Origin of the sequence: Colwellia psychrerythraea, assembly GCF_000764185.1 — a bacterium.
Taxonomy (GTDB): Bacteria; Pseudomonadota; Gammaproteobacteria; order Enterobacterales; family Alteromonadaceae; genus Colwellia; species Colwellia psychrerythraea_B.
The window spans coordinates 93326-110850 of sequence record NZ_JQEC01000002.1 but is presented as its reverse complement, the minus strand read 5'-3'; the positions used below and the strand labels follow the sequence as shown (position 1 = coordinate 110850).

Genomic DNA, 17525 nt, shown 5'->3' with positions numbered 1-17525 from the left:
TATTGAGTACTTTTGGCAGGTTTATTAAAGTCTATGGCCAGGCACGAACCTTGCCAGTAGGGTAGCATCGCCCAGCAAAAACTTCCTATCACTAAATATTTGAGTGCAGCATCAGAGTATCTATAAATGCTGTCATGCTTGGTTTGAGTGAATCTTTACGCCACATCAGGCAAGTAGTGGTTTTACTGATTTCTTCGGGTAACGGGTGTTTTGTTAAACCATCGACAAAAGGGTAACAATCAAGTAACTTTTCCGGCACTAAACCGACGCCCATACCGGCAGTAATACAATTTAATAAAGCAAAATATGAGTTAATTTCGACAATTCTAGGAATGACTTCAGCATGTTTAAGCCACTGGGTTAGACGAGAGCGATACATACATTGGGTGGAGAACCCCAGTATGGTTGGTTTGTTACCTAAATCGATTGGCGAGCGAATGACATCGTCTCGTAATGCTGAAACCAAGACTAACTTTTCCTGAAATACCGGTAATATGCCAACCCGTTGATCAGAAATAGGATCACAAACCAGTGCTAAATCTAGCTTACTTGCCAAGATTTTATCGGCTAAATCACCTGTTGGACTGATAGTTAGCTCTAAATCTACCTCGGAACAGCTCTGATGAAACTCCATTAACACCCCGGATAATCGTGAAGCGGCAACAGCTTCAACACTACCTAAACGCAATGTTCCCATAGGTTTATCTTGATTTAGTTCATCGATAGCCTGTTCGGCCATAGCTAATATTTTTTTAGCATAGCTAAACAGCTTTTCACCCGCGGGTGATGCGCGTAAGCGATTTTTTTCTCGAATAAATAACGTCTTATTCAATTCAGCCTCAAGCTTTTGAATTCTTGCAGTGATATTTGAGGGCACACGATTAAGCGCTTTAGCAGCCGGGCTGATGCCTCCTGCTTCTATTACACAGCAGAATATTTTTAGGTCTGATAATTCCATTAAAACTATCCATTCTTATTTTGAGAATTTATTATTCATAATAATTCATTATTAATGAAAGTATAGCGAGGTTATAGTGCTTACATCAAACTAAAAAGCACTTTTAAGAGAAGACATGCAACAACTACAACGCCAAGGATATCTGTTAGCACTGGCTGCCGTGATCATTTGGTCCGGCTTTATTTTAGTGTCACGTATGGGCGGCATTAGCGAATTATACTCTTATGATGTTATCGCCATACGTTATATCACCTGTGCCTTCTTGGTATTACCTTTTTGGTGGTTTAAATATAGGTTTAAGCTATTTCAGCCAAAATTAATTATGCTTAGCATCATTGGTGGTTTTGCTTATGCGCTGTTTGTTTTTAAAGGTTTTGAGTTAACACCAGCCTCGCAAGCGGCGGTGATTTTACCTGGCTTAATGCCGGTGCTCATCATTGTGTTGTCGGTATTTATTAATAAGCAATCTCACCCAATGACAAAATGGCTCGGCACAGCTGTTATTACTTTAGGTGTCGGCATTTTATTTTTGCAGGAATTCAGTAGTCAGGGGCAGTTATCTTTGGGGCATTTAACCATGGCTGCAGCAGCTTTATGTTGGGCATTATTTACAGTGTTACTTAATCGTTGGGAAATTAGCCCATGGCAAGCAACAGTGTCTTTGTCGGTGATCACTTTTCTACTCTATATGCCTATTTATCTCGTGTTTTTACCAAAAAATGTCAGTATGAGCTTATGGCAAGATATCTTATTACAAAGCGTTTACCAAGGAGTATTGGCGGCGACAATTCAGTTGTTGTTATATACCAAAGCGGTGCAATTGATTGGTGCCGCAGGCATGGGTAGCATGATGGCCATAGTGCCTATACTCGCGGGCATAAGTGCATTATTTTTCTTTGATGAGCCATTAAAGCCGGCCTTAGTAGTTGCTATGGTGTTGGTGAGCTTTGGTGTTTGGCTAGCCAATACTACTCGGTCTAAAGTTTTCAGTGAATAATTTCTGACAAAGTAACTTGACGGTAATGTTAGCAGCCATTTAATAATCAAATAATACTGAAACTTCAGTTCCCTCATTATTGCTGCTGGTTACCTTAAGTTGCCAGTCTTGATGTTCACATAAACGTTTCACTATCGATAAACCAAAACCATAACCGGTACTTTGGCTGCCTTTTACCGAAATTTCGGTAACTTTGTCAGCAATGTCAGCTTCTATGCCGGCGCCGGTATCAGCGATAATCAAACGATTATCAAGGTAACTAATCTGTACTTGCCCCTTATCTGTGTATTGAAAAGCATTGCTGATTAAATTATCTAATAATACTTTTAACATGCCTTGCTGAAGATAAATTTTGCTATTGGTATTATCGTCAACAACAACTTCAACGGCTTTATCATTCAGTAAATAGCTGTGGTCGATAACGGCTTGCTCAATGAGTGCCATCAAGTTCACTGCCGTTTTTTTAATGGAAGTTTGTTCTTCTCGAGCAAGTGATAATAAAGTGACTACCGTTTGTTCCATTTGCATACTGGCATCACTAATACGTTTCATTAGGGCCGCAACAGCCTTTTTATCGGTATTATCATCAAGGTTTTGGCAGTTTTGATAAACTTCTACGGCATTTTTAATAATCGCAACAGGTGTACGTAACTCATGGCTGACATCACGGGTAAAGCTTTTTTCTCGCGCTAAGGCTGTTTTAATTCGTGCCATGGTTTGTTGCAAAGTATTGGCTAAAATACCAATCTCATTAGCGGGGAATTTTTCAGAAAAATTATCAGGAATATGCTCCGGCGCGACGCCATCAACTAGATCAGCAAGTTGCTGCAGTGGTTTGGCGGTTTTACGACCTAATAACCAAGCAATAATGCAGGCTAATAACATCAACACAAAACTAGCAGCCAACAAAAATTTCAACAAACTGCCACTCATTGGCCTAACCAATAACATGCCGCTCACTTCAGCTAACAAATAAACTTCCTGAAAATCAGGTAGGACATATAGATGATAGTAGAGACCATTTTCGCCAAAAAATTCACCACGATTTGGTTGAGTAACTAATGCTGATGTTACGGCATCGGGTAAGCTATCTTTAGAGAAATGCAGTTGCATATTATTACTGCGAGGTTTTGGCCACTGACCTTGCTGCTGATAACCTTCAATGAGAAATTTAACTTCGTCATCCATAGCATTGTAGATAAAACTGTCTTCTAAGTCGTACATAAGTGAGAAACTTAATAAACCGTAAAGACATGATAAAATTAAGGTGAAAATACAAAATTGAGCAACGATACGTCGGCTTAAACTGTGGTATTTCTTAGTGTTAACCTTAGTGTTCGTTGTGATACTTGTTTTATTTGTCATGATTTTCAATATCCAAAACAAAACCAACACCATGGCGTGTTTTTAACAGAGCACAGGGAAATGGCTTATCTAAGACTGTACGTAACTGATAAATATGAGAGCGCAGTGCATCAGACTCCGTTGGTTCGTCACCCCACAATTGTTGTGATAACTGCGAACGACTTACCACTTGTGGGTAAGCATCGATTAACACAGTTAAAATGCGATAACCCATACTATGCAAGTTGAGTAATTGACCAGCACGCTGCACCGTTTGGCGTTTTTTATCTAGCTGTAGTGGACCAATGTTAATGATGTTTTCGTTTTGCAATAAATGCCTTCTGGAAAGTGCCAAACAGCGCACTTCTAACTCTTGTAATGAAAAAGGTTTGGTTAAGTAATCATCCGCACCGACAGTAAAACCAGAGACTTTATCGTCGATACTGTCTCTGGCGGTAAGCATTAAAATAGGAATATGACGGGCAGATTTCTCTCTAACTTGTTGGCAAACAACTAAGCCATCCATTACTGGCAGGTTTAAATCCAGAATAAGCAGATCATAGTGATTATTTAATGCTAACTCTAAGCCTTGCTGCCCTTGTGTAGCAAAATCAAGCACATGGCCTTTTGCCTCTAAATAGTCAGCAATATTACGCGCTATATCGAGCTGATCTTCAATGATTAAGATCTGTAGTGATGTTGATGTCATATTGCTACTTCCAAGTTAGTTACTAATTCTTATAATGTTTTTAACATATCTTTGGCTGGTTGGTAATCAGGTTTTGCAAGTAATAACTGAGCTAGGGTAGTTTTGGCCTTTTCTGAGTTACCCAGCTGTTGTTGTGCCTTGGCAATTTTCATATCTAACATGGGATTATTAATCTCAGCTTGTGCCGCTATCATTAGGCTTAAGGCATTCGATATTTGTAGGTTATTTTCGGCAATTTTTGCATAATAAAAACCATACATGCCCACTAAGGCTAAGTGATAATCTTGCTGGTTTTCACTTAAAGTATTTAATACCGATTTATCACCAGCTAATAATTTTGCCACTAGGGCTAAGGTTTTGTCGTCTTGGTATTGCTCAGTTAGTACAGGTTTAATGCCTAAGCTGCTAACCAGTGCATTAGCAACACCAACAGTTGAACTCGGGTTTTGGCCGGTAATCAAACGATCATCAATAGCGACGTGACTTAACATAATATCACTGGATTGAAACTTACCACCACGTTCAATCAATTTGTCTTCCAGCATAAAATCAAATTTAGATAGCCATTTTTTACCAAATAGCTGTTCTTCGGTATTGGTAAAACCATTAATCGCTTTATTGGCCACTAAGTAACTACCATCATTTAACTTAACATCAACTAGGGCTGCGGGGCCATGACATACCGCGGCAACAGTACCTTGTTGCTGGTAAATATCGGCAATTAGCGTTTTCAACGCCTTATCTTTAGGCAAGTCAAACATAGCACCTTTACCACCTACAATAAAAATACCACTATACTTACTGGCATCAATGTCGCTGGTGGCTAAGGTCTGCGCTAATTTATCCATAATGTTTTTATCAGCCAGAGTTTTAGCATTGTAGGCAGCAGTGGCATCATATTTACTCGCTGTCACTTTACCGCCTTTTGGGCTGGCAATATCAACACTAATGCCATTGGCTTTAAAGACTAAATAGGCTTTAGAAAACTCATCAAATTCATAACCTGCGGATTTTTCTTCTTGGCCATAACCACTGACCACCATTAAAATCTTTTTACTTACCGAAGCAGCGCTAACTTGCAGCGTTATTAACATTAAGGTAATTAGTATTAAGGTGCTTAACTTAAAAGTAATCAGGCTGTTCACTTGCTGTTTTATATTTATCATTGCAGTCTCACTTTTTATCTATCCATTCATTAGTTGTGCTTAGCTTGTCAAACTCAGTGTGAAACAAGTGTGAAATGCTTTAATTTATTGTCGCTAAGGTTTTACTCTGCCATTAGCTGTCTAATAGAGCTGTTAAGACTTTTTCTGCTGGCAAAAACACCTAACGAGATAACACTGATTAAAATAATTAATAAGGTAGCGAACAACCAAGAAAAGTCAGGCTGATAAGTCAGCGAGAATTGTGACTGGTAAATAAGCAATCCTGCAAGATAAGTACCTACAATAGCGCCACAAGCAGCTATCATTGCTGTGATGAGCCATTCAATAATATTAAGTTTTAGACAGGTAGTGCGGTTAAAACCAAAACTCATAATGATACTATTTTTCTTCTGTTCGTTTGCTTCAACCGCGTTAATAGATGCCAATATAACGATGCTAGCCAATAAAATAATGAGCATTGAAAAGCCGGATATCACCTTAGTTATCATGGCTAACAGATTGTCGAATAGTTCGGTCATTTGTTGCAATGAGACCATACGCAAGGTGGGAAACTTTTGCCAAAGTTCAGCTAACAGAGGTTGTTGTTGCTCACTCACTTCTAGGCTCGCCATGCTGTAATGGTTGGCCTTAATATGGGTTAGTGCTGCCGTTGGCATTTGAATCCAAAAGGTAATAGAGCCATTGCCAGGCTTGAATTCATGACTGGCACTAATGGTAAAGTTGTAACTTTGACCAGCGATAATAAAACTAAGCTCATCACCGAGATCTAATCCCATATCTGTCAATACTTCTTGTTCAACCGAGATTTGTTGCCAATTTTCACTATCCGCTTGCCACCAATCGCCTTGCAAAAGTCGATTATTCGTTGGCAGCTGGTTGTTCCAGTGAATTCTTATTTCACGGGAAAAGGTCGCCATACTATCACTTGGTTTGTCAGTATGTTCAGCTAAGGATTTATCATTAATTTCAACAAGCTTAGCGTGCAAATAACTCTTATGTTGTCGAATATTAACGCCGTTATCTTGAGCCCATTTTTTAATATAACTAAGTTGCTCATTGGTTGCTTTTGACACCATTAAGTTACCATCATGATCTCGCTGGTAATTAGACATAGTTTTGCCTAAATCATGCATCAACATAAGGGTAAAAAGTAATAAAAAGGCTGATAAGCCAACACCTAATATTTGCGTACTTTTACTGACTAAACGTTGTTTCATCATAAAAAATACAAAGGGTAATAAACCTGATAAATTTTTTGTTAACTTTTCTCCTAAGGTTAAAACCAACCAGCTTAAGAGCAATATTAATAAAATGGTGACCATCATGGCACCGACTAACATCGCAGTTAATAAGGCATTATCTGAATAGGCTAACGCAACAATAACTAATACCACAACAGTGGCCAGCTTTTGCCCCAGATTACTGTTAGTACTTTTTGACTGATTGAATAATTTTGCCACACTACTTTTAAGTAATGAGTACCAAACCGGTAAATAAAACAGCGCGAAAATGAGGCTAACAAAAGCCAAAGTTTTCAGGCTAAGTCCGTAATGCCACTGCCACTGTAAATTTGGAAAACTTGCAGTTAAATAATGAATAATTAGCCAATGAAAAACGGCAGCGGCGAGTAGGGCAAAAGGTACTAATAGTAGCAGCGAAAAGCACCATTTTACTATTGAAACAATAATGCCGGTGTTTTTTGATGCGCCTAAACTCATACAGACAGCAGAAAAGTACTGTTCTTTGTTTTGGTGTTTCAATGAAATTTGCTCAATAGCAATGGCTGCCATAAAGAACAAAATAATGGAGGCTAAACCGATAACATTTTCTGTCCGTTGCCAAAACAATGCGAGTGGGTGGTTGCCTTGTTTATGAATAAACTGTGCTGCAGGAAGTTGTTGTTGCTGCCAGTCTTGCAGGGTCGGTATCTGTGTTGAATCTAAGGTTAACAAATACCGATAATGGATAAGATCTTCACCAAAGTTAAGCGCTGCCATATCACGAATATTAATCATGGCGCGCATTTCAACATTATGCCCTTCCATTAACCTGTCAGGCTCATGTTTAAGTAATTTAGTGAAGACAAACGCTTGTTTGGCAATTTCCACCGTATCGCCAATTTTTAGATTAAAGCTAGCAAATAAGCGGCTATCAAACCAAATTTCACCCTGTTTTGGACCCGTTAAACTTTGCTCTGAATTGCCGTCAAGTGAAGTTGCTGTTAGCAACTCGCCCTGTAAAGGGTAATTATCAGCCACAGCCTTCAAGCTAATATATTGCCAACTGTTTTGATGACTGAAATTAATTTTAATCTGCTGGGTTGCTACCATTTGATCAACTTGCATAGATAGATCATTGACCTGTTGGTTGGTCAATGGCTGCCGCTGACTTATTTGCGCATCAGCGCCTAATAATCCTTGCAAGTTTTGTGTTAAATACTGCTGAACACTCGCGCTAGACTGAGATAAAGCTAGCATAAAAATTAATAGTATCGCTTGTGTCCAGCGTAATAACCTTTGTTGAGGTAAATGAAATTCTTGGCGATAAAACTGCCAAGCCAATTTAGTATTTTCTAATAAGCTTTTATTTGTTATTAACATGCTACCTCCACTTTTAGCGCATCACCCTGTGCATTTTTTAGTTGAGTTAAGCCGTCATGGCTCAAGTTATAAACATGCTCGGCTTTATTGGCTAACACTTGACTGTGCGTCACCATGATTAAGGCGGCATTGCTGTCTTTACAGCAGCTAAGTAAAATATTGGCAATATCAGCTGCACTATTTTCATCAAGGTTACCTGTTGGTTCATCGGCAAAAATAAAGCGGGGTTCAAAAACTAATGCTCTAGCAATGGCCACTCTTTGTTGTTCGCCGCCGCTTAATTCGTTGGGGTTATGGTTCATACGGTCTTGTAAACCCACTTTTGTTAACATCAGCTTTGCTTTGTTAATGGCTTCTTTGTCGCCACGTAACTTTAGCGGTAAGGCAACATTATTTAGCGCGGTTAACTCTGGCAGTAAATGAAATTGCTGAAAAATAAAACCAATATCAGCGCGCAAAAAATCTAAGCTAAACTCTTCTTGCCCTTGCACATCATTTTTAAAGTAGCTGCCTTGTCCTGAACTCGGCTGCTCTAAGCCAGACATCAACATCAGCAAGCTAGATTTACCCGCACCAGAAGGCCCCATAATGGCATAAGATTGCCCTTGTCTTATCGTGAGGTTAAGCTGTTCGAAGAGGATAATTTTTGCATTATTAAGGGTAAAAGATTGGCTGATATTGCTTAATTGAATATAACTGGGTGTGATATGACTAGACATGGTTTATTGCCTTTAATTACATTAGTTCTCATTAGTGACGATAAGCATAAAAGTGAAGGTGTGAAATCAATGTGAAATGTATTTTCATTATCTTTATGTCAGCTTTAATAGCCGCCCTTTAACAAGGGGTTTAGCCATCAGCCAGTTTATTCTTTGTTATGTGATGATATTCATCAATATTCAGCTAGTTATTTCTTGAGGAATAACCAAGAATAGCCTTATCTACTATGCAGTTAGCACAAAGCCGTTAGGCTTGCTAGCAACGAGTAGAAAACCAAGTAACTAGTTGCCGGCGCTTTACTTATAACTTTACAGATTAACTATTAATCAACTTATATGGAATATTAGTCATGACACTCTCGATGACCTTAGGTGAACAATTAAAAAAATTACGTGCAGAGAAAGCTTTAAGTCAGCCAGAATTAGCCGAGTTAGCTGGCATTGAACAATCTTACTTATCTAAGTTAGAAAATGATAAGTCATTGCCTTCTAGCGAAGTACTGGGAAAACTGCTCCGTGCCTTTTCACTCTCAGTTGCCCAGTTGTTAGAAAGTTTGGATGAAAACTATATAAAAAATAACCTTTTGGTGATTAATGATATTGAAAAGCTATATCAACAAGCGAGTACTAAGCAGCTAAATCGGCAGCGTAATTTCCTCTATATAGCCAGTACCTTTATAGTGCTTGCGGTTACTTTGTTTTATATCGGTTATACCAAACAAGTTTTTAATGAAACCTTGTATGAATACCGCTCTGACGGTGTGGTATTAGCAGGTGAGCCAAGTGATATATTTTGGAAGTGGCGTGAACTGATTGATATTAAAGATCGTAATGAAAAAGATGAAAAAACACGGCAACTTAAAATTGTCATGGCGCAACGCAGTGATGTCTTAGTAAAATTAATTCCGCAAAATAAAGGATACTATTTTGAAGAAGCGGTTGCCGGCGGTAGGCGTTTATTTACCAAAGCCAAACATGATTTACCTATAAAGCAGCCAAGGGCAATTAATGCTTGGTTGCAAGTCATAGGGGTAATGTTATTGATTAGCGGTATCATGGGTTTTGTTTTAGAGCGTAGGTTATTCAACTTAAGTAAATAACAGCTTAATCAATAAAAGGGTGTTAACACAGTTTGTGTTAACACCCTTTTTATTGAGATGGGTTCAGCATAAAAAATAGCAGACGAACAACCTTAAACGGTAAAAACCTTATTCACAGGTAAGTCACGGATACGTGTTTTACTCGCATGATAAATAGCATTAGTTATACTTGGTGCTACTGGTGGCACTCCTGGTTCACCAATACCGCCTGGCGGTTTGTCAGACTCAATAATATGTACATGCATTTCAGGTGCTTGGTTAATGCGAGTTACTGGGTAGTCATGAAAATTGTTTTGCTCTACCTGTCCATCCTTTACTGATATTTCACCCATTAAGGCAATGGATAAACCAAATACCATGGCACCTTCCATTTGTGCTTTCACCCTATCTGGGGTAACAACAATGCCGCAATCTACCGCGGTATGCATTTCAAGCACTGTGACTTTATTGTTAACGACTGAAACCTTAGTGGCAGCGGCAACAAAGGAGCCAAAACTGCGTAAAAAACTTATGCCCCAGCCTTGGTTTTCAGGTAATGCTTGCTCTACTTTCGCTTTGTCACTAATTAAATTAATTAGGTTTTTTATTCGTTTTGTATCAATAGGGTGCGCTGTTAAGTCTAAATTGTAATTAGAGTACTTAAAGCCATTTTTATTAGGATCGACATGACGATCAACGCCGAGTAAGTTCAACCACATTTGTCTAGTAGGAATCTTCGCTTTAACTGCCAGCTCATCAACAAAGGAGCCTAAAGCAAAGCCGTTATTGATACAGGCGACTGAACGAACCCAGCCAGGTCTAACAAAAGAATCGACAGCGTGTTTTTCAATGCTTAAGTTATTTAAAGCAAACGGAATATCGCCAAAGCCGAGTGCTAGTTGATTATCGCTGGGTACTTTTGCTTCAGGGTTCCACAACCAGCCAATTGGTGGATAAGCATTACGGCTTATCCAATGGTCAGCACTGCTTTGCTCGGTTAACTCGGCTTTGCAGTAATTGGCTGAGATTGAATGGTAATAACCATGTTGAATATCATCTTCACGACTCCAAATAACTTTCACTGGCCGCTTACTTGTCTTAGCTAATTCAACGGCTTCAACGATAAAATCTGCCTTGGATTTACGGCCAAAAGCGCCGCCCATTAATGTGACATTAAGCTCAATATTATCTTGCTCATCTTCACCTAGTCCTAATTCACGGGCAACAGTACCTTTGGCCCATTGTGGATTTTGAGTACCGGCCCAAATAGTACATTTTTTGCCGTGAATAACCGCGGTAGCTGCAGGTGTTTCCATAGGCGCGTGATGAATGTAGGGGACAGTGTAGGTTGCTTCTAAAGTATTATTTTCATTATACTGATGATTATAAACATCACCTTTTGTGGCAACTTTTTCGCCTTTTCTCTGTACTTTTTTGACAAGTTGTTTACTAAATTCACTGCTGTTGTGTTTTTGTTTATCACCCAATTGCCATTTAATGGTTAGCTTTTTACGACCCTCAAGGGCAGCCCAAGTATTGTTGGCTAACACTGCAACCCCACCTAGAGGGTTGATACCTACCGGAATACTGCGTGGTTTTAGTGCGATAACATCAACCACGCCTTTTACTTTTAAGGCTTCACTGGCATCAAAGGATACAACTTTACCGCCAACTACAGGTGGTCTGACAATCGTGGCTATCAGCATATCGGGCAGCTGAATATCTTGAGCATATTGCGCTTTACCAGCAACAATATCGTCTAAATCGATTAACTTGACGTCTTTACCAATAAGTGAAAAATCACTGTTGGCTTTTAATTTAATGGTCTTGCTATCGGGAGTTGTAAGTTTTGCAGCATGACTGGCAAGTTCGCCAAAGCTAATTTTTTCACCAGTAGCATTATGCACAACAAAATGTTTTTGGGCTTTAACCGCATTTTTTTGTACTTGCCAAATATTAGCGGCAGCTTGCTCTAACATGTCACGTGCGACGGCACCAATTTGGCGAATACTGGTGAAGTGATTACGAATGGAAGCTGAGCCAGCAGTGCCTTGTGAACCGTATTTTGCATCAGCCTTTGCTTGTACAACCGTCACTTTTTGCCAGTCTGCTTCTAATTCTTCAGCAATAATTTGTGGCACACTGGTGCGGATGCCTTGTCCCATTTCACTGCGATGACACACTAAAGTCACCATGGAGTCATTAGCAATACTAACAAAGAAGTTTAATTCGTGGTTTACTGCGCTGGCTGATGATTTAGCTTGTGAGCTAGTAATAGGTAAGCTCATACCTAAAACAAAAGCACTACTCGAAATACCAGCAACTTTTAAGAAACCACGACGACTAACATTTTCAATAGAATTCATGGTTACGCTCCTTTGCTATCATGGGTAAATTTGCGGGCATCAAAAATTTCCACACCGTTATTATTGGTAGGTAAAGAGTTGCTAGGTAAAGTATTGGCAGGTGAGGTGTTAGGCGATGCGTTATTTGCAGCTAAATCAGTTGTATTTCCTGCTGCTGATTTTATTGCTGCTTTTATGCGTTTGTAGGTACCACAACGACAGATATTACCTTGCATGTGTTCAATAATTTGTTCATCGTTCGGCTGAGGAATGGCTTTTAATAAAGCTGCAGCACTCATCATTTGGCCACTTTGGCAATAACCACACTGCGGTACTTTAAATTCACGCCATGCAACTTGCACGGCACTCTCACCTAAGTTGCCTTGTTTATCTGCTAGGCCTTCTATTGTGGTAATAGCTTGTTCTGCAATGGCTGATATTGGCGTTACACAAGAGCGCATAGCCTTGCCATTAACATGTACAGTGCAGGCGCCACATTGTCCTGCACCACAACCAAATTTGGTGCCAGTGAGTTGCAACTCATCTCGAAGCGCATACAGCAGTGGCATTTGTGGATCAACATCAAGCTCAACAGGCTTATTGTTTAAAATTATTTTAATCATACTGGCTCCAGGTTTTGACAGTGTGAAGGTGTGTTTTGGTGTAAGTTATTCTCTTGTTTAGAATGGTCTAGCTGTTGTCTGATTTGCTCTAAATCAGCCAAGGTATTAATGTCGAATTTTGCCGTTGTACAGGCGATTGCATCTGTTTGTAAAGCATGACTTTTTAATAATAAACCTGCACCTTTGTTACCTTGCAGTTTTATCAATAACGGAAAGTACTTTTCCGGGAAAATAGCGGGCGCCATCAATTGTTCATCACACAGGGTGGCAATAATTTTATTAGGTTGTTTTTTACTGGCGCTGAGTAAATTTTGGTAATGCTCTGTGCTGATCATCGCTTGATCCGCTAAGGCAATTAGCACATGACTGCTCTGTGCCTTAATAGATTGCACAGATTCTGCCAAAGAATGTCCCATGCCCTGAGACCAATGCTGACTGTCAATCACCGAAATATCCTGTGGCAATACCGCTTTAATAACATTTTTATTAGCGCCTAAGGTGACATATATATTGTTAATATCAGGGTTTATAAGTAAGGGCTTTAATTTCTCAACACGATCAACAATCATCGGTTTACCGCCAATATCAGCGAGCTGTTTAATGGTGGCGCAGCCCACTTGGCCAGATGTTGACGCTTGATAGCGTTGGCCTTTGCCTGCTGCTAATAAAATTAAATTAATTTGCATGGTTAACAATTTTTTTGATGCTGTTGATATTGTCGGTGTTATTACTGCTGTTTAGCTCACTATGGAAAAAACCTAATGACTTTCCTGACGCTTGTTCTATTGCTGCATGGGCTTGCGATAAAATGGCTAGGGCAATCGATTCAGGTAGATCGCCACCCAAGTCTAAACCAATAGGGTTAGCTAATTTATTGCTTAATTTATTAGGAAAATCAGTGCTGCTCAATTGCGCTTTATCTAATACCAATTCGGTGCGATGTTGAGGACCTAATAAACCCAAGTAACTAGCGCATGCTAAGTTAGCTTGGCTTTTTACTAGTTTAAGGGCGTGAGCATCGAGGGATACATTATGGTGCATTACTACAATGGCATCAGCTTTGGGTAATAGCAGATTTTGCTCTAGACTAGCATAACCTTCGTTGATTACGGTGTCAGCTTCCTTAAAATAGGCAGCTCTGGCATATGCAGTTCTGCTATCCACTAAGCAAATATACCAACCTAAGGTATTGGCAATTTTAACGAGTGGTTGAGCATCTAATCCACCACCAAAGATAACTAAAGCAGGCGCAGGTTTAATCGCTATTACCAGATCGAGAGAGTTGTTTGGCTTGGATAAAACTTGGTTTTTAATTTGAACGGGGCTTTGGGGAGTACTTCGAGCATTGACGGTATCAATGTGGTAAAAACAAGCATTACGGTTATCGAGTTGGCTTTTTAAGGTGAGTAAGTCGAGGTAATCATTCTCGCTATTAATGGGCTGCAGTAATACTTTTACTAAACCGCCGCAACCGATACCGAGCTGCCAAGCTATATCATTATCATCTTGCATATCGTAACAGATGGTAATGTCGGTGTTGTTATACCAGCACTTTTGCGCTTGGCGTTTTAAATCAGCTTCAAGGCAGCCACCGCTTAATAAACCATAACTTTTACCTTGGCTGTTAATGAGCATTATAGCGCCGGTTTTACGGTATGAAGATCTCTGGGTTTCAATGATACTGGCCAGCACCCATTGGCAAGAATCTTTTTCAGGCAGCCAAGTAGCTAATAATGCTTTGAGGCGATTACTCATTTGTTGTTTTTATGTACTTAAAAAATATTAAGTTAACATAAATGAGAAAGTCGCCAAATTATAGTGTTGTTGTTAATTTAAATGTAAGCAATTAATTAGCGCTTTTACTCAACTGCAGAATGTTCCTTGTCTATGGCGATCTTAGGCTGCCATTCTAACCAGTCTGTATCAACGTGTTGATGCAAAACAAAGCTCAGCGGTAAGCTAGTTATTCTTTTATCAAGCTCTTCATCAAGCTCAGGAGTTGCAAAGGCAATACCTCCAGCAATTAGGGTTTCTATTGATTCAGAATCAATATTTACCCCTGAGAAAATACCCGCTTTGATATTGATACCACTGGTATTCCAGAACTGACTTTGTTCGTTTACAAGTGGCGAATAACGTTTAGCTATATTGATAAAAATATTAACTTCATCAGCCGTGGGTGATAAATCAATGCCAATGACTTTACCGACTTTAATTTGACGATATAAAATAGGATTACCGACACGTACAGAGCCAAGTCGTTTTGTGGTTAATTTAATATTTAATCCATAGGCTAACTGCTCTACCGTAGGTGCTAACTCCAGCGCATGAAACTCATGTTGTGGTGTAGCTTTAATATCATGAGTAGGTAATAAACCAATAAAAGCACCATCGAGTAAGGCGGCAACATTTTTAGAGCCAACTAAGCCAATTTGAGGTTCAATTTTCCAAAACTTTGTACCTTGCATAGCATATTGACGACCTAAATCATTCAATAAGACTAGCGCGGTGACACCTACTTTTTCTGTATCGAAAATCAAACGTTCAATAGTGCCGACAGTTTGCTCTTGATAGACAACCTTGGTATTAACTTTTAAGCCTGTCACATCATTAAATTGAATACTAATGGCTTGACCAGCACCTTTGGCGTCTTCTTCATGTTTGAATAAGGTGAAACTTGTCAGCTCTTCTACCGGTATACCTTTGGTTAACGAGTTGCTCAGCTTGCTGTCTGGGGTATAAAAACTAATACCCCCACGTAAAATGGCATCAACAGATTCAGTTTTAACGACAAAGTCACTTAAACCACCTGAGATACTTATACCACTAGCATTATAAAAACGGCTGGTACTTTTTAATAAACCTCGGTGTTCTTCGTCAATAGTGATACTAACTTTAATATTATCACCTGCTTTATTTAGACTGACATTATCTACTTGGCCAATTGTTATGCCTCGATAACTAATAGCGCTGCCAGGTGTTGCTACGCTGGCGTGATCTGTTGTTAAAGTCAGTTGTAAACCTGACGCGCTGGCCAACTTTACCGGTGGTTTATTAAATAGAGTGAACTGACGTTGTTTTTTACCTTGTCCAAGGTTAAAGGTAATGTAGGTACCGCCGAACAAAGCATCAGTATCACTAGCACCGGAAAGGCTCAAGCTTGGTTTAACTAAATAAAATTGTGTATCAGCTTTTAATATATGCTGATATTTAGGCAATAAGCCTAACTGTAATTGTTGATAATCACCTTGGCTGTTTACTCGATGAATGGCACCAATTTCAATGCCTCGATATAAAACACGGGTATTGGTACTGACTTGTTCACTTGCGGCAATGTTTAGGGTGAAACTGATATTTTGTTTGGCCAATTTTTTGTCAGCATAGAGTGAAAAACTATCACCATTTTTAATCAGCTTTTTCTGATTGTCTTGGTTATTACCTTGGCTGGTAAAAGCAATGCCACCCGTTAAAATGCTTTGTAATGATTGGGCTTGAATATCAACACCCAGTAAACTTGCCGATATTTTAAGGCCGGAATTATTATAAAAGCGACTGTTATGATTCACATAATGACTAAATTCTGGCAATACATGTATATGAATTAAATGGTGCTCAGGAGCAGTGGTTTCAATGGCTTGAATATTACCGACGACTTGTTGTTTGTAATAAACATTGCTACCTACTTGTAACGAACTACGATCGTTACTGGTTAACATTAGGTGTAAACCAGGTTCGGTGTATTTGTAGGGGGGTTTATTACTAAATACAGTAAATTTGCTGCGGGGTTTTCCTGCTAACGAAGGCCTGATACTGATGTAACTACCGGTTAATAATGTTTTAGCATTCGATAATCCCGTTAGGTTAATTTGTGGGGAAACAATATAAAATTGTGACTGATCCGTTAAATAAGGCACTACACGTGGGTTAACTTTTGCTGTGGCGGTGATTTTTCGACTGACTGGATCTATTTTACTAAATGATTCAATAACGCCGATAGTCAGACCTTGGTATAAAATTGCCGCATTGTGATCTATGCCAGAATTCCAATTTAAAGTTAACTCAACTTCATGACCCATTTCAGCTGATTGAAAGTCAGCATGTAAAGGAAAAGCTCGACCATTTTTTGCCACAGCTAAATCTTCTTGATAACTTAAAGTATCAACGGAGATACCACCCGCCATAATAGCAGCTAAAGAGTCGGTATTGACCTTTATGCCCGCAGAAAGGGAAGCGGTAACTTGCACACCACTGGTATTATAAAATAAAGAATTCTCTTTTATTAAATGAGAGAACTCAGGTTTGATAAATATATTAATGGCAATTTTTTTACTACTTTCTATGTAGTGATAGCCAGTGACATATCCAATAGGAATCTGTTTAAAGCTAATTGGAGAGTTTTCACTGATCGAGCCTAATACATCAGTATGCAAAGTTAGATGTAAACCAGGGGTCGACATATCTAAAGTTGGTGCTTCAGTTAAGGCGATAAAGTGATCCTGCTTATCAGAGTTTGTACTGGTATCAGGCAAAATAGTGATATAACTTCCTGATATCAGCGTATCCAATCCAGAAACTCCTTGTAGAGAAATATCAGCGCTGACTAACCAAAAACGAGTGTTTTGGGTTAGGTAATCACTAAAATTTTTAGATATTTCAACTTCGGCAATAACGCGTTGTAAATCATCTGAAGGTACAACCTTTTTCACTAGACCTGTGATTAAACCTTTATAACGTATTTCTGTTTTATTTGGCACTATGCCAGAGCCATTATCAAACTCTATGGTAATAAAGGTTCCTTGCTCAGAAACCACTTTTATCAGCAGCCACAAACCAAAAATTAAGGCAATAAATGGCACAAACCAAATAATAGAAATGCCTTGTCTAGGCACAATTTCGGCATGGCTATTGATATTTTGATTATGCTCAGAGGCAGCAATATCTTTTTTATCGGTCATTTCTATCCCTTTCCTTCTGGTAAAGTGCCT

13 protein-coding genes are annotated in these 17525 nt (G+C 39.1%); 2 read left to right on the top strand and 11 right to left on the bottom strand.

The window, feature by feature from the left end; genetic code table 11:
• Positions 1-91 precede the first annotated feature (91 nt).
• Positions 92-958 (bottom strand): LysR substrate-binding domain-containing protein, encoded by an 867-nt coding sequence (locus tag GAB14E_RS21695; protein WP_033080287.1) that lies wholly within the window; start codon positions 956-958, stop codon positions 92-94.
• Positions 959-1073: 115 nt separating this feature from the next.
• Here GAB14E_RS21695 and GAB14E_RS21700 point away from each other — a divergent pair, with 115 nt between their 5' ends.
• Entirely contained in the window at positions 1074-1955 is an 882-nt protein-coding gene (locus tag GAB14E_RS21700; protein ID WP_033080286.1) for a DMT family transporter, read from the top strand.
• A 39-nt stretch (positions 1956-1994) separates the two neighbouring features.
• Here GAB14E_RS21700 and GAB14E_RS21705 read toward each other — a convergent pair whose 3' ends face one another.
• From GAB14E_RS21705 to GAB14E_RS21725, 5 genes are all read right to left on the bottom strand, one after another.
• Complete coding sequence (locus GAB14E_RS21705; protein WP_052093341.1) at positions 1995-3320, bottom strand: sensor histidine kinase; 1326 nt, start codon at positions 3318-3320, stop codon at positions 1995-1997.
• Positions 3310-4008: a response regulator transcription factor gene (locus GAB14E_RS21710; protein ID WP_033080285.1), complete on the bottom strand. Its 699-nt coding sequence runs from the start codon at positions 4006-4008 to the stop codon at positions 3310-3312. Before GAB14E_RS21710 ends, GAB14E_RS21705 begins: the two co-directional genes overlap by 11 nt.
• A gap of 29 nt (positions 4009-4037) precedes the next feature.
• On the bottom strand, positions 4038-5174 hold the full coding sequence (locus GAB14E_RS21715; protein ID WP_052093338.1) for a type 1 glutamine amidotransferase domain-containing protein: 1137 nt from the start codon (positions 5172-5174) through the stop codon (positions 4038-4040).
• Between the two features lie 101 nt (positions 5175-5275).
• A complete protein-coding gene (locus GAB14E_RS25630; protein ID WP_414734049.1) occupies positions 5276-5632 on the bottom strand; it encodes an FtsX-like permease family protein in 357 nt (118 codons plus the stop codon).
• 2135 nt (positions 5633-7767) lie between these two features.
• Complete coding sequence (locus GAB14E_RS21725) at positions 7768-8493, bottom strand: ABC transporter ATP-binding protein (protein ID WP_033080283.1); 726 nt, start codon at positions 8491-8493, stop codon at positions 7768-7770.
• Positions 8494-8843: 350 nt separating this feature from the next.
• On the opposite strand from GAB14E_RS21725, the gene GAB14E_RS21730 reads away from it, so the two are divergent.
• On the top strand, positions 8844-9593 hold the full coding sequence (locus tag GAB14E_RS21730) for a helix-turn-helix domain-containing protein (RefSeq protein WP_052093336.1): 750 nt from the start codon (positions 8844-8846) through the stop codon (positions 9591-9593).
• 92 nt (positions 9594-9685) lie between these two features.
• On the opposite strand, the gene GAB14E_RS21735 is transcribed toward GAB14E_RS21730, so the two are convergent.
• From GAB14E_RS21735 to GAB14E_RS21755, 5 genes are all read right to left on the bottom strand, one after another.
• A complete protein-coding gene (locus GAB14E_RS21735; protein ID WP_033080282.1) occupies positions 9686-11938 on the bottom strand; it encodes a xanthine dehydrogenase family protein molybdopterin-binding subunit in 2253 nt (750 codons plus the stop codon).
• Between the two features lie 2 nt (positions 11939-11940).
• Entirely contained in the window at positions 11941-12540 is a 600-nt protein-coding gene (locus tag GAB14E_RS21740; RefSeq protein ID WP_033080281.1) for a (2Fe-2S)-binding protein, read from the bottom strand.
• A complete protein-coding gene (locus GAB14E_RS21745) occupies positions 12537-13226 on the bottom strand; it encodes a nucleotidyltransferase family protein (RefSeq protein WP_052093414.1) in 690 nt (229 codons plus the stop codon). Before GAB14E_RS21745 ends, GAB14E_RS21740 begins: the two co-directional genes overlap by 4 nt.
• Entirely contained in the window at positions 13216-14295 is a 1080-nt protein-coding gene (locus tag GAB14E_RS21750; protein ID WP_052093334.1) for an XdhC family protein, read from the bottom strand. The genes GAB14E_RS21745 and GAB14E_RS21750 overlap by 11 nt, the downstream gene beginning before the upstream one ends.
• 104 nt (positions 14296-14399) lie before the next feature.
• Positions 14400-17495 (bottom strand): PqiB family protein, encoded by a 3096-nt coding sequence (locus GAB14E_RS21755; RefSeq protein ID WP_033080280.1) that lies wholly within the window; start codon positions 17493-17495, stop codon positions 14400-14402.
• Positions 17496-17525 lie beyond the last annotated feature (30 nt).